Here is a 24,635-nt window from a genome sequence, read left to right on the forward strand (position 1 = left end):
ATCTAGAGCAAATAAGCTCTATTCATAAGCTATAAAAAAGAAATAAGTGATATTCACAATGAAAAGGTTGGATTGTCATTTACACATAAATATTGACACTCCCTAGTGGTTTATTTTGGAGCATCAATAGTTACTATTCCTATTCATTAAATATAATAGAACAGCCTTGTAAGTGATTTGTTGGCTTGCAAATTCAACGAATCCTTTCAGAACAATAAAAGACCACAGCTTATGATTGCTAAATCTTCTGCAACGCGAGGAGTATGTATATGGATACTGGAGTTTTGTATTATAAGAAGTTTGAAAGAAAAGTACTGGTTTCTGATTATCTAGAATGGGCTATTTGTATGGTGCATAAAGGAATGTCTGCACCTTCTCTAAATGTACTTGTTTCTTTAACAGAACCTCTGAATATTTTTGAAGTAGAAGAATATTTCAATAGGGCTTTAAATGAGCTTGCAATTGCGGAACCTACTTACGAAGAGAGTGTCAAACACTATGTCTATTATTTACTGAGTCAAATAATTAAAAATGAGAGTAAAGCAATTGAAAATGCATATGAAATTTATACAATTGGTTATGAAGATACCCATGATGAAGAGCAAGCAGGATGGTATGAAATAAGTGAGATGATTGATGACTTTTTGTACGGGGATAACATAAATAACATCACTCGAGATTCTTTACATCAGGTTATTGTGCGGGAATCCAAACGGCACTTAATAAATCAGTTCTTATAAACGAAATGGTCACGTTGTATTTAATATTAAGGAGGGAGGATAAAAAATGATTATTATGCTCTTAGGTATTGGATTGTTCCTAGGATTAGGAATTGTATTCATGAGGGGCAAAGGATCTTTTTTAATCGCAGGTTTTAACACACTGCCTCCAGAAGAAAAAGAAAAGTATGATACGATCGAACTTTGTAAATTTATGGGGAAAATGATGTTTGCTTTATCATTTAGTATGGTTTTTTGGGTCCTCAGTGAAGCTTACGATATGAACGGGTTGTTCTACTTTGGTCTAGTTTTATTTTTGGCTATAATAGTTTTTATGCTTATATATATGAATACAGGAAACAGATTTAAAAAATAGTTTTTCTATGAAATGAGTCTAGAGGCTTTTCAGAAAGCAAGTTCGCTTGAGACAGCCACAAAAAGAGGTAGGGGGAAAATTATGAAACCTAAAATGAACAAAAAAGATTTATTGGATAAGAATGATATATGGAATGCTGTAATAAAAGTCGTAAGTGAGTGTGATCCATCAACGAAAGATACAATTTTAAAAGAAGCATTTATTGTATTCCAATACTACAGTGAGCTTGAAAGTGGGGGTCATGAAAGTTTACTTAATTGGTCTGAATTCTATATTAAAAAGGTTGGCATAGACCATTATATAAATGAATTAATAGCTGTCCTCGAAAAAATAGGTGCTCATGATTATGCAATCATTGAGAAGAAGTATGGTAAAGAAATGTGGAGGTTGTATGTTGCTTTAGAAAAAGAAGATATTAATGAGGATGAATTTTTTACTGTCATTGAAAAAGCGGATAAAGAATTCCACAAGTTGAATCGCAAGTTAGACAATTTATTGGAAACATACTTTATTAGCATTCATACTGATTTAATCGAAGTTGTTGATGACTAATACCAACAAGGAAATTCAGCATATTCTAAATTTGAGCCAAAATATTTAAAAGATAAGAGAAAAAGCCATATTAGGGGGAATAGAAATGCTATTTATATATTCATTACTTGGATTTTTCATGATTTTCTTTACTATTTTTGCAATACGAGCAATTATTGATGAGAAACATAAGCATAATTTTATGATTTATACCATTCTTGCATCTATATGTAGTGCAGGAGCATTCATTTTAGTTTTGTCAGGTTTATTTTGATAACTCAACTAAAGGATGCGATATCAGCATAAGGGCTGCGATTCAAACGAGCCTTTTAATTGGATATTTTGACGTTGATGAAATTGAATTACCTGAAAAAACAGTAGTTCGTTTTGAAAAATGAAACCCCCTTAAACAATCCGGGTGTATACGTGGACCAAGAACTTTTTATAGACACTTAGTTGATTGGAGTGCATGACAGTCAAAAGCCACGACAACCTTCGTAACGACTTGCATGACCAAACTCGTGTGGGCCCACGGCTAAAAGCGAAGCATTATGAGCAGATCTTTGTCTGACGGATTGATAATGAAAAAAGACTAACAATTCGTTAGTCTTTTTAGTTTATATATACTCATTTAAATAAACGTCATAAGAGATCCACCTATAGCTCCGGAAACTACAATAACCCAAGGTGGAAGTTTCCAGTAGGCGAGCATACTAAATAAAATTGCAGCTAAAGCAAAATCAACAGGTGCTAAAATGGAGCTTGTCCAAATTGGGAAATAAAAAGCAGAGATTAAAATCCCGATTACTGCTGCATTTACACCCATTATTGCACCTTTAATTTTAGGGTTTTTACGTAAACTATCCCAAAACGGTAACGCACCAAGAATCAAAAGGAAAGCGGGTAAGAACACTGCAAACGTTGCGACTAAACCACCTTGCCAACCTTTCATTACAGTTCCTAAATACGCTGCAAATGTAAACAGCGGTCCAGGTACTGCTTGCGTCGCACCATAACCTGCTAAGAAAGCCTCTTCGCTTATCCAACCCGCTGGAACAAGTTCCTGTTCTAATAACGGTAAAACGACATGACCTCCACCGAAGACTAGGGAACCTGAACGATAAAAACTATCAAACATTGCTACCCAATAAGATCCAGTTATTTCTCTTAGAACCGGTAATAGAAATAACAAAGCGAAAAATAAAGTGAGACAGATCACTGAAACTCTTTTGGTAATAGGAAAACTCGATTTTGTTTCTTCAACTACATCCTGTTTTTTAAATAAAAGAAATCCAAAGAATGCTGCAATTAAAATGACGCCTACTTGTGTAAAAGCGGATTGCCAAAGAAGTGTACCTAGTAGTGCAAATAGGGCGAAGGCTTTTCTTTTTAAATCAGGCGTTAAGTTTTTGGCCATTCCGATAATGGCATGTGCAACTACGGCTACTGCAACAATCTTTAATCCGTGTATCCATCCAGCATCTCCAATATCCGTACCAGTGAGCAGTAAAGCAAATAGGATAAGTGCAATAACAGAAGGTAATGTAAAACCAATAAAGGATGTAATTCCACCTAATACACCTGCACGCATAACACCAATACCAATACCCACTTGGCTACTAGCTGGACCCGGTAAGAACTGAGATAAAGCAACTAAATCCGCATAACTTTTTTCATCCATCCACTTTCTTCTTCGTACATATTCCTCATGAAAATAACCTAAATGAGCTGTCGGTCCACCGAAAGATGTAAACCCAAGTCGTATTGAAACTAAAAAAATCTCCACAAGTGATTTAATTCTATTAGCAGGTTTAGAATGATTCATTATAATCTCCTTTTTGTTAATCTTTGATTTCTTTAAAAAGTTCATATGCCTTTTTTCGAGCTTCTATGAGTACTAGATCTCCTTTTTCAGTTGTCGTATAATACTTCCTGATTTTGCCATCCACGTTTTTATCTTCCCGAATTAGAAGTCCGTCAGATTCCATTGAATGCAGGATGGGGTAAAGAGTTCCGGAACCGATACTGTAACCGTGTTCTCTGAGTTCTTCTAACATCCATACCCCGTATAAGGGATGCTCTTTTGCATGGTGAAGTATGTGAATGTGAATAAACCCAAGAAATAATTTCCTTAATACTTTATCTTCCAAAATATCACCTCTAACTATTGATATTGAATTTAAATATCGATTCCCGATATCGGAAGTATATGGTATTTTTTGATTATTTACAATGCAAAAGCGAACATTTACATAACCTTTACATTAAGTCGTACATTTTGTTCGGATTGACTATTTTCAAGTGGAAAAGCAATTAAAAAATATAGTTGAAAATGGAGCATCGAACGAGTGGAATTCAGGGTTTTTCCAGGGGGCGTCTATCGATAAAGTGAATCAACGAAAAAAGAGACCAATTTCATTGATCTCTTCATAATAACCTGAATAAGAAATCCAAAAAAGCTTAGAGTACCGACAATACTAAGTGTAAAGCAAATCGTAAAACAACATAGACATTTAGAACTGTCCGTTTAGTTTTCTAGAGGGTCCGGTTGAAAAAAGTAATTGGGAGTTAAAACATCATTTTTATATGGTTTATGGTATATATGAGTTGTTGCAGCTGATATTGGTGGAATAAGCCATGCCCAATTACCTGTGATTGGTCGATCGTTTCTGATTTCATTTGCTTCAAAAACCTTGAATTGTTTTGCTGCTGTATGATGGTCGACTATCGTTACATGTGCTTCTTGGTAAGAATGTAATACGGCGATGTTTAATTCGATTAATGCTTTGTCAATCCAAAGTGAACTACTTGACTTCGTATCTAACTCCATTATTTCAGCAACTTTTGGTAATAAATTATATCGATCTTGATCAGCTAAATTTCTCGCTCCAATTTCGGTGCCCATATACCAACCATTAAATGGAGCCATCGGATAAACAATTCCACCTATCTCTAAGCGCATGTTTGAAACGATTGGTACGGCATACCATTTAGCACCGAGCTTGCTAATACCATCGAGCTGCGGGTGAGTTATCGGTACTTCCTTAATAATTTTAGTTGGAATTGTAAATAATTCAGGTTTTTTTCCTGCTTCCTGAAGGACTAAAGGAAGAATATCGAATTGGGTGTTAGCCCCTTTCCATCCCATTCTTTCACACATTTTTGTCAATTTGATGGATGATGAATCACCAACTACTTCATTGCCCTCTTCGTATCCGGCATACCGCAGTAATTGATGGTTCCAAATTCGAATAGGATCTATTCCATTTTTTCGAGGTGGGAAAATCGTAATAGTGGAACGGATTTTTCCACCGTTTGTAGCATAATCAATATGATTAACTAGTTTTTCATAGGCATCATCTGTTGTATGTACATCACGTGCATCAATAATATGTAGCGTATTCCAAAGTAATCGACCGATGCAACGATTGCTATTACGCCAAGCCATTTTTGCTCCGTGTGTTAATTCAATTGTTTTGTGAGAATATGTTCCAGTAGTATGTATTTCAGTATTGATTTCTTCGATTCGTTTCAATTGATTTTCTTTAGATATGCCGAGTTCGTCGTAACATAGATTAATAAAGTGTGTTGCTTCCATTAGCAATTCATTGGTCTTAATAGATTGAACCATTTATATCAACTCCTTATATTAAGTTTAACACGAATTCAAGTGAAGACTTGAATGTTTTGAGCATATACATCTATTATGTCTAACGAATGGGTGGGGTATTATTTGTTTATGCAAAAGGCACTAACAATTGTATTTGGAAGCGTTCTAATCGCGATTGGTATAAATCTATTTCTAGTGCCACATAAATTATTAGAAGGCGGTGCACTTGGCATAAGTTTGATTTTTCATTATCTAATGGATGCAAAAGTGGGCTTAACATTTCTACTCATTAGCATTCCGATTTTTATTATCGCCTGGAATTATTATCGAACCTTTTTTTATAATGGAATTCATGGAATGTTACTATCTTCTGTTATTATCGATTTACTATATCCACTGTCGGAGATTGGAAAGTATTTCATAATTAATCCTCTAATTAGTGCAGCGCTGGGAGGAATATTGATTGGATCGGGAGTCGGCATCATGTTCAGGTTAGACATAAGTGTGGGTGGAGTAGATTTACTTGCACAAATGTTTGCTAGAAAATTAAAGCTCAATCCAGGTATTGTGATTTTATGTTTTGATGTTGTAATTGTTTCAATAGGATGTTTGCTCATTACCTCGTCACATTTACTATTATCGTATACAACGGTTCTATTAGTGGGTATCTCCACAAGCTTTATTATTTCGATACCAAAAAAGCAAAAAAAGCTTCAGTACGAGAAGGTAAGTTAGGAAAATTGTTTTATCGTATTGAATGTTTAGCATAACTATTTACAGAGGAACGGCTGAAGGGAATTATATAAGTCTTTTACTCTTGTAAATTATGATATAAGTTAAAAGGTCGTAAACTTGGAAGGGGGAGCTCCAGTTTACGACCTTTTTGGATGTTATTTCATCGTTAATAGTGCTAGCAAATACCTGTTTCTAAATCACTTTAGTCTTAAAAGACACAAAGGAATTTGCAATTTGTAACTCAAGCGTATATAAAAAGTTGTTTTAATCAATCCATGTTGTTAGTTCTTTATAATTCGTTTTCTTCATATCTTTTGGTTCCATATCGGGATATCCGATGTAAATAAAAGCAATAACTTCTCCTTGTTTGGATAGGCCAAAGAAGTCTCTAACTTTATCTTCATAACAGACAGATCCTGTTCTCCAAATCGCCCCAAGACCGAGTGCATGTGCAGTTAAAAGCATATTTTGTACCGCAGAGTTTACCGCCGCGTACTCTTCTTTAATCAGTACATTTCTTGCATTACCAGGCTCAACACCAACAGCAATAATTACAGGTGCACGTAAAGGGTTCTTTATACTTCTTGAAATTCTTATTTCATTATCGGCTTCGGTAACACCCTCCTTGGAACGTGCAACGTCCGCAAAAACTTCTCCTAATTTTACTCTACCTTCACCTCTTAAAACGAAAAAACGCCATGGTTCTGTTCGGTAATGATTGGGTGCATAAGTGCCTGATTCGAGAATTTTTTCAATCATATCTGTTGGTACAGGATCTTCTGTAACGAGTGGTATACTTCTTCTCGTTTGTATTGCTTCGTGTATATTCATCAAAACAACCCCTTTTCATGAAATATATTCTAGACTACTTATTTTAGTATATCATGCCAATTTAGAAAGGATTCAAGTTATACTAAGGTAATCAAGTATTTTGAATATAGAAAGTGTGAGGGATTGTTAAATGACAACGAATAAACTAACACTCGGCAACCCAGTATATCCTGTAATGTTTGCAATCGGAGGAGTCCATCTGCTGAATGACTCTCTTCAATCGGTAATTCCTGCGATGTTCCCAATTCTTGAAAGGGATTTGGGCTTAACTTTTACGCAATTGGGATTAATCGCTTTTGCTCTCAACATGGTTGCATCGGTACTACAACCAGTAGTTGGTTACTTAAGTGATCGAAAGCCGAGACCTTATACGCTTCCTATTGGTATGACCTTTTCATTAATTGGTATAGCAGGGCTTGCATTTGCCCCGGCTTATTGGCTCATTATACTATCAGTTATGTTGCTGGGATTAGGTTCAGCAATCTTTCACCCAGAAGGTTCACGAGTTTCTTATATGGCGGCTGGAACTAAAAGAGGATTATCTCAATCGATTTACCAAGTAGGAGGGAATACGGGGCAAGCTCTTGCGCCACTGATTAGTGCTTACATATTATGGCCACTTGGACAAAAGGGAGCGGCTATATTTATATTGGTAGCGGCTTTAGCAATATTTATGTTACTTAGAATATCTGCTTGGTATAAAGAAGAGTTAGTTCAGGAGAAATTGAACAAAAGAAAACGGGTCATTTTATCTACAATGGAAAACTTAACGAAGAAGCAGGTTGGTATAGCACTCACCTTATTGCTAACAGTCATCTTTGCTAGATCGTTTTATGTTGCAAATATAACCGGTTTTTATATTTTTTATATAATTGAAAAGTATAGTGTTGAGATAACAACGGGACAATTGTTTATATTTCTATTTTTAGTTCTGGGAGCTGCGGGAACATTTTTTGGAGGACCCATAGCTGATAAAATAGGAAGGAAAAATGTTATTGTCATTTCGCAAGTTGTTCCTATTCCACTTTGTATTCTATTACCACATGTGCCTCTTGGCGTTGCAATCGTATTATTAGGGCTCATTGGTTTCTTCATCATGTTGAGCTTTTCTGTAACGGTGGTATATGCCCAGGAACTTGTTCCAAGTAAAATAGGGACAATGGCAGGACTAACAGTGGGGCTTGCATTCGGGATGGGAGCAATCGGAGCAGTTGCTATAGGGATCCTAATGGATAGCGTTGGAGTGTATCAAACAATGCTGATTGTTTCTTTTATCCCGCTTATAGGCCTAACATGTTTGGGTTTACCACGCGATCAGAAAATAGTAGCAGTACAGTAAGCAGTTGTGGATTTTTGAAGTTAAATGTAGAATCGTAGTATATTTTGTACCATAAAAAAAACACCAATTCCCTTTTTACAACAGGAAATTGGTGCTTTTTTTATTTGGTCTGATCTTCATAAATCCGGGTAAGTGCTTCTTTAAATTGTGGTTTTATATTGATTTGTGGTCGTATTTCTAAGGCTTTTTGTTCGGCGTCGTTAACGGTATTTGCAAGACCTAATTCCAATAATGTCGCAGCTGCGATGGTTCCTGCACGGCCTCGGCCGGTATTGCAGTGGAAGTAGATGTTTTTTCCCGAGCGATACGCTTCAGCAATTGTTTTTGTAGTTGAGGTTATAGAATTGTCTTGCTGTTCACCTACGTCTAAAATCGGCTGATGCACGCTTATTTCGGTTGAAAGTGGATGATTTACTTCAGCACGTAGATCATAAATAACATCTATGTTCTCATTAGATAGAAGGTCATCGATAGCGTCAATGCCACCAATAAATATACGTCCTGGTATCAGTTCTTGATAAAGTTTTTCTTTCAATGTCTTCACTGTCCTTTGTAAGTTTATTAGAGTATACCATTTATGTGTGATTATTGGGGAGTGGTGGGGTGGGATTTCTACTAGTAAATGGTTGCACACCCAACTAGATTGGTTGCAGGCCTATAAAATAGTAGTCTGAACAATAATAACATCCTGTTTAAGTCAGAATCATTTTTAGACTTTTACTTGTCAATTAAGGTAAGGTTGTTCATTTTGGCATCTGCTTTAAAGACTGAAAATAAAAATCATGGTAAGGTTATTGTAATAGCACCTGTAAAGTAAGGGAGGAATTCGGATGTGTGGTCGATTTACTTTGTTTGCCCCATATTTTGATATTATTGAGCGTTTTGATATTGAAACTGCTTTTGAAGAACAAGATTATATTCCGAGTTACAATATTGCACCTTCACAACAAGTAGTGGCACTTATAAATGATGGTACGAAGAACAGACTTGGTTATTTGCGTTGGGGTTTAATACCACCTTGGGCAAAGGACCCTAAGATAGGTTATAAAATGATTAACGCTCGATCAGAGACTTTAGATGAAAAACCTAGTTTTCAAAATGCCTATAAAAAGAAGAGATGCATTATTCCTGCGGATTCATTTTACGAATGGCAAAAGGTTGGCTCAGAAAAAGTTGCAATGCGGTTTAAGTTGAAATCGAATGAACTCTTTGGTATAGCAGGTTTATGGGAGTCGTGGACATCTAAGGATGGGAACGTACTAAATACATGTACGGTAATTACGACGAAGCCCAATCCCTTAGTTGAAAAAGTTCATAATCGTATGCCGGTTATGCTTCGTCCTGAAGATGAGGCGGATTGGTTAAATCCATCAATTAAGGATACGGATTTCCTGGGCAATATACTAAGGCCATTTGATGAGAATCAGATGGAGGCTTATGCGGTTTCTAGCGAGGTGAATTCTCCGAAAAATAATGAGAAATCACTTATTATTCCTATATAACTTAGAAGGGAAGAGATGTTGTTGATTGCAGAGTTATTAAGAAATTCGAATTATACCGTTGTATTTACAGGTGCAGGTATGTCTACGGAAAGCGGCTTGCCAGATTTTCGATCTAAGAACACAGGACTTTGGGAGAATGTAGACCCTACACTTATTGCTAGCGTGGACTCGATGAATCGTGACGTCGAACGGTTTTTTCAATTTTATCGTGAAAGAGTATTGGGTGTAAAAGATTGTTTACCACATAAAGGGCATGAATTATTAGTGGAGTGGGAAAAGGCAGGTCTTGTTGACAGCATCATCACACAAAATGTGGATGGATTTCATTACAGAGCTGGATCGAAAAATGTAATGGAATTGCACGGTACGTTGCAAACGGTTCATTGTCAACAATGTGGTTTGGAATTTAGTAGTGAAAAGTATGAAACGAATCATTTTTACTGTACATGTGGTGGTAAACTTAGGCCATCTGTAGTTCTATTTGGTGAAGGACTTCCTGAAGAACCTTTTATGAAGGCAATAGAGGAGTCCGAAAAAGCAGATTTGTTTATAGTGTTAGGATCTTCATTGACCGTTACGCCAGCTAATCAGTTTCCACTTTTAGCGAAGGATCACGGTGCGAAACTTGTTATCGTAAATTTAGAACCTACAGAATTTGATAGCTACGCTGATCTTGTGATTAATGATCGGAAAATAGGCGACCTATTAATTGAAATAAATGAAAAGCTTATGTAGTGGAAATATGAAAGTAATAAGAAAAAACCTTCAACATTTATCATAGTTGAAGGTTTTTCTGTAAATGTTATTAAGTAAAGGACATCATTCGATTTAGTGGGCCATCGGGGTTAATACTGTCTGCTATATCCATAATCGGAATAGGGAAATATGGAAACCCTACTGCGTAGGGGGTTATTTCATAGAGTTGAAAATAAATAACAAGTACAGAATCTGCAATGTAGAAATCTTGGCCACTTCGAACTCCTTCAAAATCCACTATTAACTGGATATCCCAAACTTTAATTTTCTGACGAATGATGCCTGAAAGGGTTTTCTCGTAATCACTACCTGGTTTAAACAATTCATTCAAAGAATAATCTTTTCCAGTATGAACATCAAATGTAAGGGATTTAATAATCGTCATTCCATGTGCTCCGCCTGTAAATGAATAGACAATAAGATTTAAACTTAAAATTCCTCGTAGATTTGTTTTTATCTCAAAATATGCAATCAATTCTATTAATATTGGATCGAAAAAGTATTGCTCAATGAGCATTTTATTAAAAGTAGATATAATTTGTTCATTGACTTTTTGTTCTACGGCTCGATTTTTTAAATTAATAACTGTGGGGTAATATACTTTTACATTTGGCGTTTTATATATGAACATATGGGTTCGAATTGAAACCGGAAGATCCATTCATTACTTCCTTTCAGTTTGGGTCGTAGTTAATTGTATGTAACAGGGCACATACAAATTCCTGTTTTCATTTTGCGTCAAGGTTATTTAGTGACATGAAATGTCGTTCCATGTATTATTTAATTATGAAGTAAACTGAAGGAGGGATCCTATGACGGTAGACAATGAAATCGTTGTGAACGATAAAAAGTTTTGGAACAAGATGAGGGATTATGGAAAAAGAGCGGGGAGAAAGACAGCTTATTATAGTTTATTACTCTTTTATACTGCGAAAAGTCCGGGTGTGCCAAAATCTACAAAACTGATTATTGTTGGGGCACTGAGCTACTTAATATTCCCGATAGATCTAATTCCAGATTTTATACCCGTCATTGGTCTTGCAGATGACGCGACTGTTGTTGCGGCAGCAGTATTTAAAGTAGTTTCACATATTGATGACTCTATTAAAAACAAAGCATCGCAAAAGGTCACAAAACTACTCGGTGAAGACATCAAATGAACATATAAATCGGTTTCATGAATAGAGACCATTAATCCATCTACACTTTTGTGTAATTAGATGAATTAATGGTCTTTTTTCAATCAAATTCTTTTTCGGGTAAGATTTTTGTCGACTTCAGGCATCTTACAGATTACGACTTCCCAACTGGTTCCAGTGCGGACACGGTAAGCGTCAGAGAATGATCCTTGATTAATAGCGATTCCCATATTATCCAGTGAGTTTACGTATAATAAGGGTTCTCCAATATGTGAATCTGCAAACGATCGGCCGTATTTCAAAATGCTTTTGTAAATTATTCTTCCGTCTCTTATAATTGAAACTTCAAAAGAATCTCCGAAATCCTTAGCGATTTTCATGAATTGTTCTCGGCTAATATTTGTCCAAAGATTGCCAAACGGTTTATCAATAATGTCTATAATACCGGTTATTACTTCGTTGATTAAGGATGCGCTTTTTAATGGAAGATTGATAAGTGTACTCGGGTGGACAGTAGGGCCAATAGCTTCAAATTCAATTAACCCGCTCGCAAGCCGTGCTCCTGTATATGCAAAAATATCTCGACCATGAAACGTATGAGATTCGCCCGATTTTGGCAGCCGATTTATTGTCTCATCGATGATTCGTACATCTGTAATTTCGACAAATTCTTTGATATGTGTAAGTGTCCCATTATCTGGGGTAATGATGTAGTGATTATTAATTGTTTTTGCTACAACGCTTCTTCTATCTGAACCGACCCCTGGATCCACAATAGAGACAAAGACAGTTCCACTTGGCCAATAGTCAACTGTTTGTAGTAAACGGTAAGAGGCTTCTCGAATATTGTATTGTGGGATTTGATGTGTAATCTCAAAAATTGGAATCCCTAATTGAACTGAATTGGCTACTCCGTGCATCGCACTCACTGCACCATCGCTGTTTCCAAAATCAGATTGAAAAACTAATAATCCATTTGTCATAAAAACCGAACTCCTTTTATCTGCAATTTATAAAAACTGAAGTTTAAGTCAATTAGTAGACCAACAAATTGTTCTCACCTTTATATACAGATGCAAATAATTTACACGATATTTTTTGATTAGTCAATTTTTCACAAGAATATTCTGATAAGCTAATTTGTCTGTTGATGGATTTGTATAAAAGTGATAATTAGATGCTTACCGATTTTATAGGCCATAAATATATATAGTTCTTCGCTTTTCCCGGACTTTTGTGGTAATATTTATCTTTAGTATAGAAGAGGACGTGAAGTTGATATGATAACAATTAAAATACCACAACCCGATATAACAATTGAACAACGTGAACAAAAAATGAGTGCAACTGAAGCACCCATTAAGCCGTTTTTCGGTTTTGTAGATTTGCATGAAATACCTAGAGATAAAGGCGGAATAATCTTGTTTTACAACAAGAAAAACGAACTTTTATTTGTTGGTAAAGCACGTAAAGTACGTCAACGTGTAAAAAAACATTTCGAAGACAGTGTTTCACCAATCAAAAACCACCGCGATGAAGTGAATAAAATTTCCGTAATCATTGTAGAAGATGCAATGGAACGTGAAATTTATGAAACGTATATTATTAATGCGGAACGTGCTAAGTATAACGTAGACAAAGTATTTTTCGAATAAAAGCAAAAAGCTGACTGCCAATGGCAATCGGCTTTTTTGTTAATTAAATTGAAGAGGTGATTAAATGGACTTACGCTTACAAAAAATTATTGAAGAGACAAAAATGAAATTTGGATTGGATAACTACATACTTGAACGGACTTCTATTTATAAAAAAAGAGATCCTATCGGTAAAATTCAGTACACCTTTAATATGGAATGGTTTCCTGCACATGAAGAACAACCTGTTGATGAGGATTCAAATCCAGATGGAACGGCAGTTGTTGAATATAATATTTCAGTAAGCTCTTTCGCTAGTGTTGTATTTGTTGGAGGAATATCGAACTCAACAATCACTCACTTTAATGAAAAAACATCTCAAGAAGTTGGAAAATGGATTGAAAGTGAAACGGGATTAATTTATGGAGTAGATTTTAAACTATCTGGTAGTAATGAAAATGAATATACATACGAATCTGATATCGATGGCATTAAACTCACGCCTTCTGGAGTAATGAATGTTGAGTTTGATACGAATGGTAAACTAATCAATTTTAATATACATGGCACAATCCCATCGCAAGAAGAAATTATTGAATCTATATTTACGTTAACACTTGAAAATATTGAACCCCTTGTTAAAAAGCAATTACAGCTTGTTAAGATTCCATCAGAAAGTAAAAAGTGTTTTGTGCCTGTGTATGCAATGGAAGAAGTTTTTATTTCAATGGATGGTTCAAAATTAGTACCGTATCTTGAACATGAAAGATCGGAAATTATACTAGATGAAATTATTGTTTGGGAGGCACCTTTGGTAAGGGAACTGAATCGACAAGATATCTTTCTCGCATCTGAAATAACGGTGGACGAAGCGTTTAAGAAAATTAGCGATGAGGCAAAATTGTTTTTATCCAATGAAGACATAGAATTGTCCACTCAAGTCGTGCGAGATGTATTACGTACAGAGTTTCCATTGGAATCTGGTAAGTGGAAAGTCGCAACAATCGAACGAAAAGAAAATTACATTGAAGCAGTTTGTAGGATGAATGAAGAAGACGATATTCTATTTAATCGGAAGTTTGTTGTATTTATAGAACCACAAACTTTTGGCTTGCTTAATTATATAGATAATGGTGCCATGTTTGAAATTTTCGACTCATTCGAACCTGCAAAAACTGCAGTTATCACACATGATGATGCATACGAAAAAATGCTTCCGTACATTACATTGGAACCAACGTATGTCTATGATTTAGAAAAAGAGAAGTACATATTATATGGTTTGCTAGATGCTGCGGAAGGTGTCGATGCATTAACGGGAGAAATTGTGTTTTTACAGGATATTTGAATAAAGAGAGGTTACGAAGCTAAGGAAGCCAAATTTGGTTCCTTAGTTTTTATTCATTTTAAGTCGAATTTCCTGTAGAGTGGTAGGAAAGAGTCTTGAAAAGGAGGAGTACGAAATTGAAGATTTTTCATACAGCCGATTGGCATTTAGGGAAACTCGTTCAAGGTATATATATGACAGAAGGACAACGCTTTATTTTAAATCAATTTATTGAAATCGTGAAGGAAGAACGTCCCGATGCAATTATAATCGCAGGTGATTTATATGATCGGGCTGTTCCGCCAACAGAGGCGGTCGCTTTGCTTGATGAAGTACTTGAAGAAATAGTTCTCAATTTAAAAATCCCAGTACTTGCAATCGGAGGCAATCACGACAGTCCAGGTCGTCTAAATTTCGCTAGGGGATTAATGGAAGCGAACGGATGTTATATTGTGGGACAGATGACTAAGGAAATAAAACCGGTTATACTAAACGATGCATTTGGTGAGGTACATTTTCATCTAGTGCCCTTTGCAGACCCTTCTGTTGTTAAACATCTTCATGAAGATGAAACAATTTCAAATCATAATGATGCAATGAAAAAAGTGACGGACAGTATTCAAGAAACACTAGATAAGGATGCACGTCATGTATTTGTAGGTCATGCATTTGTGACGAAACATGGAGAAAGTGAAGAAAATACAAGCGATTCAGAACGACCAATTGCAATTGGTGGTGCAGAGTATGTGTCGGCACATCTTTTTGAGTCCTTCCATTACACAGCACTTGGACATTTACACCAAGCGCATAATGTTCTGAATGAAACAATTCGATATGCCGGATCGCCGATGAAATACTCTATTTCAGAAGAACATCATAACAAAGGGTTCTTCATCATTGAAATGGACGGTGAAGGCCATGTCACTGTTGAAAAAAGAGAACTACAATCGAAACATGATATGAGAACAGTTAGAGGAACAATGGAATCCATATTACAAGAACCCATTAGTGAAGATTATATTTTTGTTAAATTACTGGATGAAACACCGGTTTTATTTCCGATGGAAAAAGTTCGTTCCGTATTTCCGAATGCAATGCATATCGAACGGGAAATACAGATGACCACTTCGAATGATAAAAAAACAAAGGAAATTAAACAAGAGAAAAAGGATGATTTAACATTGTTTAAATCCTTCTACGAAGAGATGATAGGCGAAGAAGCTGACACAGAAACACAAACACTTTTCGCTGAAGTCCTTCAAGAGGTGATGAATAAGGGGGAGACCGAGATTTGAAACCACTACGACTTTCAATGACCGCTTTTGGTCCTTATAAAGATACAGAAATAGTAGACTTTACGGAGTTAAAAGACAATCGATTATTCGTTATTTCTGGAGCAACAGGAGCTGGTAAAACAACGATATTTGACGGAATCTGTTTTGCTTTATATGGACAAGCAAGTGGAGAAGATCGTACAGACATACGTGCAATGCGGAGCGACTTTGCGGATGACAGTGTGCAAACTACCGTAGAATTGGTTTTCCAAATCCACAATCGAACGTATCGAATCATGCGACAAATTCCATACACTAAAGAAGGAAACAAAAGCGAAACAATCGCATTATGCGAGTTTTATGAGCAAACGGAAAATGGTGAAATACCTCTTGTGGATAGACAAATCATTTCAGAAATTAACAAGAAGGCAGAATCGCTCATAGGATTTACTCAAGCCCAATTCAGTCAAATTGTTATGCTTCCTCAAGGAGAATTCAGAAAGTTCCTTACATCGAATACTGAAAACAAAGAGACGATTATGAGGAAAATTTTTAAAACAGAACCATATCGTGAAATTGCAGAAAAGTTGAAAGAAAAAAGGATTAAAGCACAAGAAAAACTCACTAGTGAAATGCGAACGCAAGACGGATTTATTCATCAAATTACTGCTGTATTGCCGAAGCGGGAATCGTCGATATTTGAAACACTTTCTAACGAACATTATAATGTCCATCAAGTCCTACATGGTTTGGAAGAGGAGTATCAGTACTACTCCGAAAAAATAGTCGCTGATAAAATGAATTATGATTTAAATGTAAAAATTCATGCTGACAAACTTTCGATCTATCATTCTTCGAAAAGTTTAAATGAACGTTTTTTGGAGAAGGATCAAAAAGAATTACTGTTCAATGAGCTGTCGAAAGAGATTCCGATAATAGAACAAAAAGAACTTCAGTTAACTGAAGCGGAACGGGCGGCCTCCATAGAAGAAATTGAAAAGCAATTTAATGAACTAAAAATTGAAGTGAAATCCAAATCCGAACTCCTGGATAAAGCGATAAAATCCGAGGAAATTACTACTGAAAAAATGAAGCAAACGGAACTTCGTTATCTAGCGGAGGAAAGTAAGAAAACAGAACGTGATCAAGTGACGGAAACGTTAATTCGTTTAAAGGATTATTTGCCGACTGTATCCGAACTCGCAACAAAGAAAGAACAGATTCAATTAATGAAGGACAACATTCATAAAATGGAAGCAGAATATCAAGTACTGTCAGAACATGCAATTACAGAAGAAAGTAAATTAGATGCCTTACTTCTGAAGATTGATGCACTTGACGAGAAGATGATTCCATTTGATGATTACGTACAATTATTAAGTGAAACAACTCATAAATGTAAGGTTTTAGATGAACTGAAAAGTCGTCACAAGCAAGTAGCAAAATTAGAATCAGTAATGGAAATCAAGGAAATTCTATATAATACACACAAAAATGAATACAGTGAATTAGAAAGAAGTTGGTTGAATAACCAAGCGTCAATGTTAGCTGAGTCCCTTCATGAAGGACAAGCGTGTCCGGTTTGTGGAAGTCTAGATCATCCCGAAAAATCAAGTAGTACTATGGAAACCACAATAACGAGGGCCCAGCTAACGAGTGAGAAGAAAATACTTTCGGATGTTGAGAGCGATTACCGTTCTTCCGTAGCTAATCTTCAAAGTGCTGCTGAGCAATTGACTGAAAAAATATCTGAAGTAAACGAACTTAAGATTGATATTGAGAGCGAAGAGGTATATGAAACGAACAAGAAATTGGAAGTTCAAGTTGCCGGGCTTCGAGAAGATCGCCAATCATTAATTGTTTTAAAAGAAAATTTAAAAGCATTATCGGTTGTGGTGAATAATCTAGTCAGTAAAAAATCAGAACTTGAGCGCTCTTTGTATATGCAGAAATCATCATATGATAATGAATTAATTGTTATGGAATTAATGGTGAAGGGAATACCTGAGGATGTTCGTATCCTCACTGTTCTAAAAGAACGTATTAAAGCTACTGAAAATAAAAAAGCTGATTTAGATCTTGCATGGGCAACCATTCAGAAAGAAATGGAGGAGACTCGGGAACAGCTTAGTCATTCAAAATCCTCTAAAGCACATAGTCAATTATCGTTTGTTGAAGCAGAAGAGAAAAGTAGGAAAGCCGAGTCCAGATTCAAAGAAGCATTGCTGAAATCAGAATTTAAGTCAGAAGAAGCCTATCTGAATGCTAAAATGATGGAGGATGATCGAAGAGCTTTAAAGGCTCAGGTTTTTAATTTCAAGCAGCAACTCTATGCATTAAAAGAATCACTAACTGAGCTAGAAAGACTTCTTGAAGGTAAGGAAAGAACGGATTTAAGTGCCCTTGAAATACAATTAGACTTTCTCAAAAAAGAATATGAAGAATCGCTAGCCAATTACAATGCATCTTCGGAATATGAAAAATCTACAATGGTATTGAAAGAAAACATTATAGCGACTAGTGGAAAACTAGTTGAACTGGAACGTGTCTATGGTAGAATCACAGAACTTTATGATATTGTTAGAGGACAGAACGGTTTAAAATTATCATTTGAACGCTATATACAAATTGAATATTTGGAGCGAATTATCCAATCGGCTAACGAGCGCTTGAAAGAAATATCCAATGGTCAATTTGAATTGGTTCGCAGTGATCGAAAGGAAACGCACGGCAAACAAAGTGGATTAGGTTTAGACGTGTATGACGCATATACAGGAGCGGACCGTGATGTGAAGACGTTATCGGGTGGGGAGAAGTTCAATGCTTCACTATGTCTTGCACTCGGCATGGCTGACGTCATTCAAAGCTTCCAAGGGTCTGTAATCATCGATACGATGTTTATCGATGAAGGATTTGGTTCTCTCGATGAGGAGTCTCTAAACAAAGCAATCGACACGTTAATTGATCTTCAAAAGTCGGGTCGCATGATTGGTGTTATTTCTCACGTTGAGGAATTAAAATCTGCTTTACCTGCGATACTTGAGGTAAGAAAATCAAAAGCAGGTCATAGTCATACTCAGTTTATAATTAAATAAACAATGAAATGCCCAAACCTCTTTAAGAAGAGGAATGGGCATTTTTACTATTCGAAACTAATACTAAATTGCATTTTCAATGAAACGGAGTTAACATTATTATTTCAGCAATATATTACATATAGCTATTGAACCTATTCATTACGTTGAAAAGCTTTAAACACCTCAGGGGGAACAAGACATATGGAAAAGAAATTGTCATTTTCATCATATTTAGTAATTGGTACAATGCTATTCGCTTTATTTTTTGGAGCTGGGAATTTAATTTTTCCTGCAGAACTTGGTCAATATGCGGGAACAAACTTAGTGCCGGCAATTATTGGATTCTTAATAACAGGTGTCGGGCTGCCTTTCCTTGGAATCTTAGCTATGGGTGTTTCGGGGAGTCGAAACTTACAAGAACTTGCCAGCCGCATACACCCAGTCTACGCACTAATTTTTACATCGTTACTGTATTTGACGATTGGGCCATTTTTTGCAGCGCCTCGAACAGGTGCAGTCGCATTTGATGTAGGAATTGCTCCATTTATTCCTGAGAGTTCTATGCAACTCGGATTGATCATCTTTACACTCCTCTTTTTCGGTTTAACTTTATGGCTGTCTTTAAATCCAGCTAAAATTGTTGATCGTATTGGAAAGATTTTATCGCCTGGTATTATCATTCTTCTTTTTATATTGCTCATTATGGTAATTATAAAACCGATGGGTGAAATTATGCCTCCGCAAGAAGCCTATATGAACGGTGCATTTATGAAAGGATTTACAGAAGGCTATAACACAATGGATGCACTTGCATCTTTAGTATTTGGGATAATCGTTATTAATGTCATTCGGTCAATGGGTGTAACGAGTAAACGGGGAATATTAGTTGCCAGTATAAAGTCTGGAGCAGTGGCTACAAGCTTTTTAGGAATCCTTTACGTCGGCATTGCTTATCTAGGGGCAACGAGTACAGAAGCTTTCGGTTTGTTTGAGACAGGTGGCCCTGTACTTAGTAGTGCCTCATCCTATTATTTTGGTATGATTGGTTCGATTATGTTAGCGGTGATTATTACCCTTGCTTGTTTAACTACAAGTATCGGTCTAATGATTGCGTGTGGGGAATACTTCCATACAATCCTACCTAAAATCAGTTATAAATACTTCGTAACGTTTTTCACTCTTTTTTGTTTCGTTGTAGCTAACTTTGGATTATCAAATATCATTACGTACTCAATCCCAGTGTTAATGTTCTTATATCCTTTAGCTATTGTCCTTATGTTGCTAACATTTACATCTCCACTCTTTTATCATGCTCGTGTGGTGTATGTTTCTGCAACAGCAGTTGCATTTGCAATCAGTATCATTGATGGATTTCAAACATTATGCGATTCATTAAAGATTCCATATTTTAATTGGTTGCAACCGATTATTACTTTTTATCAACAAAATTTACCGTTTTACCACCAAGGGCTTGGTTGGCTTCTTCCAGTACTTGCTATAATGTTAATCACAGGTCTATTCGCACGAATCATGTACCGCCCTAAAACTGTATAATTAAAAAATCCGACATCCTTTATTTTTAGGGTGTCGGATTTTTTGAGATTTATAAGTTTTTAAATTCTTCAATTGCACGTAGCCAGTTTTCCCGCATTACGGTGGAAACATCAGTGCTCTTTTGTTCTTTTATTAATCGAATGATTTCATTATGTTCTTCAATAGATCCCACTGTTAAAACAATGGAGTTATGAAAGAACAACCGACGAACGTGAGCTTGTAAAGAAGCAACCATCCGGTGGATATATGGATTATTAGCAGCATTTACAATAACTTGATGAAATTCCTCATCTAGTTTCAGAGCTGTAAAATAATCTTTTGAATTCACGGCATTTGCAAATTGTTCATTCAAGCTTTCCAGTTCCTGAAGCATTTTCTTATTTTGATGTGGAATCGCCAGTTCTGCAGCTAATGCTTGCAAAGCAGCTAAAGGTGGAAGAAGATCTTTAATCGTCTCTTTATGTACTTTGGTAACTTGAGTTGCTTTACCCGGATACATTTTTACAAATCCTTGTACTTCTAAAAGTTGCAGAGATTCCCGGATAGGCGTTCTACTAACACCTAGGGCATTAGCAAGTTCAACATCCACCAATTTTTCCCCTGGTTGTAGCGTTCCATCAATTATCCATTGTTGAAGTTGATCGAATGCATTTTCTTTGGCTGATTGTCGTTTAGGGTTGACGTGATTAACGGGTATTGGCAATGAATTTCACCATCCTATTTAAGTCGTTAGTTAAAGTATATAGGTAAATGATTTCTAATGATATACAATATATTACATTATTCACACTTTATTTGAAAAGAGCATTAATAAAACTATGTAAATAAAGTTATAGTTCTCTCTTATATTTTAAAGAGACATCCAACTCAGCTTCCAAAGCACCGTATGATAGTTCTTCGAATTGAAATATAAACCCGCGTGCTTCATAGAAAGGAATGCCGTAATCATTTCCTTTTGCAACAGCTACCCATTGTTCTGTAGCACCATAAATGTGTTTCTGTATTTTTGTGTAATGGGTAAGAAGTCTGGTACCAATCCCTTTTCCTCGCATTGAAGGATCCAAGTAAAAGACATAAATTTCCCCTGTTGTTTGGTTGGTCATACCTCCACCAATCACACCTACAATCGTTCCAGATTGTTCGGCTACATAATAACCATGCCAATCCACACTTATTGAGTTAATTTCCTTCCGAATACGTTGAACATTATAATATTGATCAATCAATTTTTGAATGTAGTTTTTTGAGAATAAATTTTCGTACGTAAACCATTGACTGACTATTAATAAATCGGAAACAGCCTGAGCGTCTTTATGTGTAGCTTGTCGAATCATTACTTCATCCAAATATATCACTCCATTAGATTGGTACGAGATAAGCATATTTTGTAACGCTTCGGTAAAGTACTACTGATCTTCTAAGTTAAGTATAAACAATAAAGCATGGGGCGGGAAATTTAAATATAGGCGATTGAAAACCAACTTATTGATAGTTGGTTTTTCCTCATTTTTATATACTTGACACAGAGTACTTTGACAGACATAGTAATAGGTATTATAATTTATTTAGAGGTGAATGAAATGATTGATAATGGAGTCAGCGCGGATCTGATTCGTGGAAATATAGATACGATTATCTTACGTGTTTTAAAAAATGAGGATAATTATGGTTATGAAATTATGAAAGCCATTTCTGAAGGGAGTTCTGGAGAGTATATATTAAAAGAGCCTACTTTATATAGCAGTTTGAAAAGATTGGAAAAAGCAGGCTATATAAAAGGATACTGGGGAAATCAAACTCAAGGTGGCCGACGAAAATATTATACGCTTACGGATGAAGGGGTTACGATTTATTATGAGAATGTGAAAGCTTGGAACAAAGCAAAATTGATTATTGATCTTTTAGTAAATGAAAGGGGTGAAGAGGATGAATAAAATTAGAAAACACATCGATAAGGTATTCAGCAAATATCCGAAAACAAATGAAACGTTGGATTTAAAAGAAGAAGTGATAGGGAATTTGGAAGCTGAAATTGAAGATTTGCAAAATAGTGGAGTTTCATTTGAAGAAGCATTTCATGTAAGCATTGAAAAAATGCCAGATTTTGCTGAAGTAATTGAGGGTTCAAAGAGTGTTGACAAAAATAAGCTAGTGTTTGGAATGCTTCAGTGGATGCTAATATATTTACTTGTGACATGGATTATTACAATGCCTTTAAGCATCATAGGGAATTTTAGAAATGTTTCATTCTTGTTGTTCTTCGCAATTATTATCGTTAGTGGCATTTATGGACTTCTAGTTATAACGCGCGATTTGATAGTAAAGGGCATAACACATATTGATTTGTTTAAAGTTGCTAAAGTAAAGAAGACGGTTTGGATTATTTGGGGGTTATTTCTATTGATTGCTTGGGGAGGTATTACTGGATTACATTTTGCAAGCAACATATGGTATTCAAACCCAATAACCATTAGCGGTCCTTATCAATTTGCGAATATCTTTGCCTTGTATGCACTCCCTTTGATTACAATTATTGTTCCACTGTTAAGCAATCGGCTGGAAAAAACAATCACACAATATGAGGAGGGTGAAAAAATATGAAAGGAAAACTAATTATCGGCTTGCTTATAGTAGGTATAGTACTATTTGGTTGGGTTCAGTTTTTTTATTTACCTAAGATGGACGCTGCTGTTGAACAGGAGCAACTGGAACAACTTGAACCTGAAACTCATCAATTTAGTTGGGTACTCAAATATGAGAATTCCTATATGGGGGCAGCTGGAAACACGTTGAACCTGATTGGTGATTTACCGATGAGTGACATTCCAAAAACCTTCGCACAAGATCCTGAGACATTTCGATTTACAATCAATTATGAAAAAGGTATTGACGAAATTGGAGCATCTAGAGTAGAAAAGGCGATTCTTTATAATGCGACAGCTGTTTTTACGCTCATAAAAAACATGGAAACTGTAGAGTTCCATTTTTCCGACAAAAAGTTTACTGTAACAAGAAAACGTGTGAATGACTGGTTTGGTGAAGACATTTCGTCATTCATAGATGAACAAATATTCGAAGAAAAAGTGCAGCAACCTATAATTAACAATGAGCAACTTACCGAATGGTTTAATGCATATGTAGGGGGAGAAAGTTAAATGGATGTATTTATTATTACGGGTGCTTCAAAAGGAATTGGATTTGAACTGTCAAAACAGCTACAGTCGAAAGATAAAATGGTAATCGGAATCGCTCGAACAAATCCTGAAGATGTAGAGAACTTTATAACTGTAAATCTTAAAGATACGAGCAAGCTACATGAACTTATAGAGAATGTGATCAGCAAATATAGTGAAGAAGCGACCTCATTTACACTTATTAATAATGCGGGAATGGTCGATCCAATTGGTTTGGTTGGAGATGTAGAAGCGGTAGGAATTGAAGAAGGTATTGCAGTTAATTTGACTGCTCCAATGATTTTATCCAACGCATTTATTACGGAATTAAAGAATTTCACGGGAACAAAGAGAATCGTGAATATATCTTCTGGGGCTGGTAGGAATGCATATGAAGGTTGGGGGACGTATTGCGCTACGAAAGCGGGACTGGATCATTTCTCTAGGGTTGTTGGGCTTGAACAGGCGAATGCAGACTACCCAGTAGATATCGTTTCAATCGCACCTGGAATTATTGATACCGGCATGCAAGAAACAATTCGGGCAAGTGATGATGGTGCATTTCCACTTCTTGGCAAATTCATTGCTTATAAAGAGCAGGGAATACTGAGCAGTGCTGAACAAACCGCACAGAAAATAATTGGGTTCATAGAAAATATAGATTTTAAAGTAGAAGGGCCCATTGTAAATATTCGTGATTTTTAACTATAAAAAGTGTCTTATTGAAGTCTAATAACCTATTCAGTTGAGTGGTACAAAAGCTGAAACAACAAGCGAACTAACATCGAATTAGAACATCAAATGGCATTGGAATTAACGATGCCATTTTGGTGTTTAAACAGAATATTGGAATGATTATGTTATGCTAATTATAAGTATGTTTAGGATTATGGTTCAACAAACGGGGCAAAATCCAATGTAGATAAACTGTTGCTTTGCGTTCCGGCGTACGCTTTCCGCGGGAGAAGAATAAAAACCATTCTTCTTTGGGCGTGGCTTGAGCCAAGTGAACAGCGAAGTGTTCGCTTTGCCGTATTTCTGTGGTTTTGCAGAAATTA

The 24,635-nt window shown here is 35.9% G+C and carries 27 protein-coding genes; 18 read left to right on the forward strand and 9 right to left on the reverse strand.

Going from position 1 to position 24,635, the window contains the following annotated elements; genetic code table 11:
- Positions 1–269: 269 nt before the first annotated feature.
- From ACFSFY_RS02965 to ACFSFY_RS02980, 4 genes are all read left to right on the forward strand, one after another.
- Entirely contained in the window at positions 270–740 is a 471-nt protein-coding gene (locus tag ACFSFY_RS02965; protein ID WP_381535681.1) for a hypothetical protein, read from the forward strand.
- A gap of 46 nt (positions 741–786) precedes the next feature.
- Positions 787–1,095: a DUF3784 domain-containing protein gene (locus ACFSFY_RS02970; RefSeq protein WP_381535682.1), complete on the forward strand. Its 309-nt coding sequence runs from the start codon at positions 787–789 to the stop codon at positions 1,093–1,095.
- A gap of 81 nt (positions 1,096–1,176) precedes the next feature.
- Entirely contained in the window at positions 1,177–1,647 is a 471-nt protein-coding gene (locus ACFSFY_RS02975; RefSeq protein WP_381535683.1) for a DMP19 family protein, read from the forward strand.
- An 85-nt stretch (positions 1,648–1,732) separates the two neighbouring features.
- Complete coding sequence (locus ACFSFY_RS02980; RefSeq protein WP_381535684.1) at positions 1,733–1,900, forward strand: hypothetical protein; 168 nt, start codon at positions 1,733–1,735, stop codon at positions 1,898–1,900.
- A gap of 357 nt (positions 1,901–2,257) precedes the next feature.
- Here ACFSFY_RS02980 and chrA read toward each other — a convergent pair whose 3' ends face one another.
- From chrA to ACFSFY_RS02995, 3 genes are all read right to left on the reverse strand, one after another.
- Positions 2,258–3,451 carry a chromate efflux transporter gene (gene chrA / locus ACFSFY_RS02985; RefSeq protein WP_381535685.1) on the reverse strand — a complete coding sequence of 398 codons (1,194 nt, stop codon included), beginning with the start codon at positions 3,449–3,451 and terminating at the stop codon, positions 2,258–2,260.
- A 16-nt stretch (positions 3,452–3,467) separates the two neighbouring features.
- Positions 3,468–3,776 (reverse strand): PadR family transcriptional regulator, encoded by a 309-nt coding sequence (locus tag ACFSFY_RS02990; protein WP_381535686.1) that lies wholly within the window; start codon positions 3,774–3,776, stop codon positions 3,468–3,470.
- Between the two features lie 377 nt (positions 3,777–4,153).
- A complete protein-coding gene (locus ACFSFY_RS02995) occupies positions 4,154–5,257 on the reverse strand; it encodes a nitric oxide synthase oxygenase (protein ID WP_381535687.1) in 1,104 nt (367 codons plus the stop codon).
- A 108-nt stretch (positions 5,258–5,365) separates the two neighbouring features.
- On the opposite strand from ACFSFY_RS02995, the gene ACFSFY_RS03000 reads away from it, so the two are divergent.
- Positions 5,366–5,971 (forward strand): YitT family protein, encoded by a 606-nt coding sequence (locus tag ACFSFY_RS03000; RefSeq protein ID WP_381536036.1) that lies wholly within the window; start codon positions 5,366–5,368, stop codon positions 5,969–5,971.
- 264 nt (positions 5,972–6,235) lie between these two features.
- Here ACFSFY_RS03000 and ACFSFY_RS03005 read toward each other — a convergent pair whose 3' ends face one another.
- Positions 6,236–6,802, reverse strand: coding sequence for a nitroreductase family protein (locus ACFSFY_RS03005; RefSeq protein ID WP_381535688.1), 567 nt, complete (start codon positions 6,800–6,802; stop codon positions 6,236–6,238).
- A 130-nt stretch (positions 6,803–6,932) separates the two neighbouring features.
- Between ACFSFY_RS03005 and ACFSFY_RS03010 the strand changes: the two genes are divergently transcribed.
- On the forward strand, positions 6,933–8,141 hold the full coding sequence (locus ACFSFY_RS03010) for an MFS transporter (RefSeq protein ID WP_381535689.1): 1,209 nt from the start codon (positions 6,933–6,935) through the stop codon (positions 8,139–8,141).
- 100 nt (positions 8,142–8,241) lie between these two features.
- Here the strand turns inward: ACFSFY_RS03010 and ACFSFY_RS03015 are convergent, their stop codons facing one another.
- Complete coding sequence (locus tag ACFSFY_RS03015) at positions 8,242–8,685, reverse strand: protein-tyrosine phosphatase family protein (protein WP_381535690.1); 444 nt, start codon at positions 8,683–8,685, stop codon at positions 8,242–8,244.
- A gap of 286 nt (positions 8,686–8,971) precedes the next feature.
- Here ACFSFY_RS03015 and ACFSFY_RS03020 point away from each other — a divergent pair, with 286 nt between their 5' ends.
- Positions 8,972–9,643, forward strand: coding sequence for an SOS response-associated peptidase (locus ACFSFY_RS03020; protein ID WP_381535691.1), 672 nt, complete (start codon positions 8,972–8,974; stop codon positions 9,641–9,643).
- A gap of 21 nt (positions 9,644–9,664) precedes the next feature.
- Positions 9,665–10,378, forward strand: coding sequence for an NAD-dependent deacylase (locus ACFSFY_RS03025; protein ID WP_381536037.1), 714 nt, complete (start codon positions 9,665–9,667; stop codon positions 10,376–10,378).
- Between the two features lie 70 nt (positions 10,379–10,448).
- Here the strand turns inward: ACFSFY_RS03025 and ACFSFY_RS03030 are convergent, their stop codons facing one another.
- Positions 10,449–11,060, reverse strand: a complete 612-nt coding sequence (locus ACFSFY_RS03030) for a DUF3298 and DUF4163 domain-containing protein (RefSeq protein ID WP_381535692.1) — start codon at positions 11,058–11,060, stop codon at positions 10,449–10,451.
- Positions 11,061–11,211: 151 nt separating this feature from the next.
- On the opposite strand from ACFSFY_RS03030, the gene ACFSFY_RS03035 reads away from it, so the two are divergent.
- Positions 11,212–11,559, forward strand: coding sequence for a YkvA family protein (locus tag ACFSFY_RS03035; RefSeq protein WP_381535693.1), 348 nt, complete (start codon positions 11,212–11,214; stop codon positions 11,557–11,559).
- Positions 11,560–11,642: 83 nt separating this feature from the next.
- Here the strand turns inward: ACFSFY_RS03035 and ACFSFY_RS03040 are convergent, their stop codons facing one another.
- Positions 11,643–12,521, reverse strand: a complete 879-nt coding sequence (locus ACFSFY_RS03040; RefSeq protein WP_381535694.1) for an SAM hydrolase/SAM-dependent halogenase family protein — start codon at positions 12,519–12,521, stop codon at positions 11,643–11,645.
- A 297-nt stretch (positions 12,522–12,818) separates the two neighbouring features.
- Here ACFSFY_RS03040 and ACFSFY_RS03045 point away from each other — a divergent pair, with 297 nt between their 5' ends.
- From ACFSFY_RS03045 to brnQ, 5 genes are all read left to right on the forward strand, one after another.
- Positions 12,819–13,193, forward strand: coding sequence for a nucleotide excision repair endonuclease (locus ACFSFY_RS03045; RefSeq protein ID WP_381535695.1), 375 nt, complete (start codon positions 12,819–12,821; stop codon positions 13,191–13,193).
- 64 nt (positions 13,194–13,257) lie between these two features.
- Positions 13,258–14,520: a hypothetical protein gene (locus ACFSFY_RS03050; protein WP_381535696.1), complete on the forward strand. Its 1,263-nt coding sequence runs from the start codon at positions 13,258–13,260 to the stop codon at positions 14,518–14,520.
- A gap of 116 nt (positions 14,521–14,636) precedes the next feature.
- Entirely contained in the window at positions 14,637–15,794 is a 1,158-nt protein-coding gene (locus tag ACFSFY_RS03055) for an exonuclease SbcCD subunit D (protein ID WP_381535697.1), read from the forward strand.
- Positions 15,791–18,868, forward strand: a complete 3,078-nt coding sequence (locus ACFSFY_RS03060; RefSeq protein WP_381535698.1) for an AAA family ATPase — start codon at positions 15,791–15,793, stop codon at positions 18,866–18,868. Before ACFSFY_RS03055 ends, ACFSFY_RS03060 begins: the two co-directional genes overlap by 4 nt.
- Positions 18,869–19,051: 183 nt before the next feature.
- A complete protein-coding gene (brnQ, locus tag ACFSFY_RS03065; RefSeq protein ID WP_381535699.1) occupies positions 19,052–20,404 on the forward strand; it encodes a branched-chain amino acid transport system II carrier protein in 1,353 nt (450 codons plus the stop codon).
- A gap of 49 nt (positions 20,405–20,453) precedes the next feature.
- Here the strand turns inward: brnQ and ACFSFY_RS03070 are convergent, their stop codons facing one another.
- Both ACFSFY_RS03070 and ACFSFY_RS03075 read right to left on the reverse strand, forming a co-directional pair.
- On the reverse strand, positions 20,454–21,107 hold the full coding sequence (locus ACFSFY_RS03070) for a GntR family transcriptional regulator (RefSeq protein ID WP_381535700.1): 654 nt from the start codon (positions 21,105–21,107) through the stop codon (positions 20,454–20,456).
- A 127-nt stretch (positions 21,108–21,234) separates the two neighbouring features.
- A complete protein-coding gene (locus ACFSFY_RS03075) occupies positions 21,235–21,750 on the reverse strand; it encodes a GNAT family N-acetyltransferase (protein WP_381535701.1) in 516 nt (171 codons plus the stop codon).
- Between the two features lie 234 nt (positions 21,751–21,984).
- On the opposite strand from ACFSFY_RS03075, the gene ACFSFY_RS03080 reads away from it, so the two are divergent.
- From ACFSFY_RS03080 to ACFSFY_RS03095, 4 genes are read left to right on the forward strand one after another with little or no spacing between them, the layout of a single operon-like run.
- Positions 21,985–22,338, forward strand: coding sequence for a PadR family transcriptional regulator (locus tag ACFSFY_RS03080; RefSeq protein WP_381535702.1), 354 nt, complete (start codon positions 21,985–21,987; stop codon positions 22,336–22,338).
- Complete coding sequence (locus ACFSFY_RS03085; protein WP_381535703.1) at positions 22,331–23,005, forward strand: permease prefix domain 1-containing protein; 675 nt, start codon at positions 22,331–22,333, stop codon at positions 23,003–23,005. Before ACFSFY_RS03080 ends, ACFSFY_RS03085 begins: the two co-directional genes overlap by 8 nt.
- Entirely contained in the window at positions 23,002–23,559 is a 558-nt protein-coding gene (locus ACFSFY_RS03090; protein WP_381535704.1) for a DUF4825 domain-containing protein, read from the forward strand. The genes ACFSFY_RS03085 and ACFSFY_RS03090 overlap by 4 nt, the downstream gene beginning before the upstream one ends.
- Positions 23,560–24,282: an SDR family NAD(P)-dependent oxidoreductase gene (locus tag ACFSFY_RS03095; RefSeq protein ID WP_381535705.1), complete on the forward strand. Its 723-nt coding sequence runs from the start codon at positions 23,560–23,562 to the stop codon at positions 24,280–24,282. It begins immediately after the preceding gene.
- The last annotated feature ends 353 nt before the right edge of the window (positions 24,283–24,635 follow it).

Origin of the sequence: Sporosarcina siberiensis (assembly GCF_042681925.1) — a bacterium.
GTDB classification, from domain to species: Bacteria; Bacillota; Bacilli; order Bacillales_A; family Planococcaceae; genus Sporosarcina; species Sporosarcina siberiensis.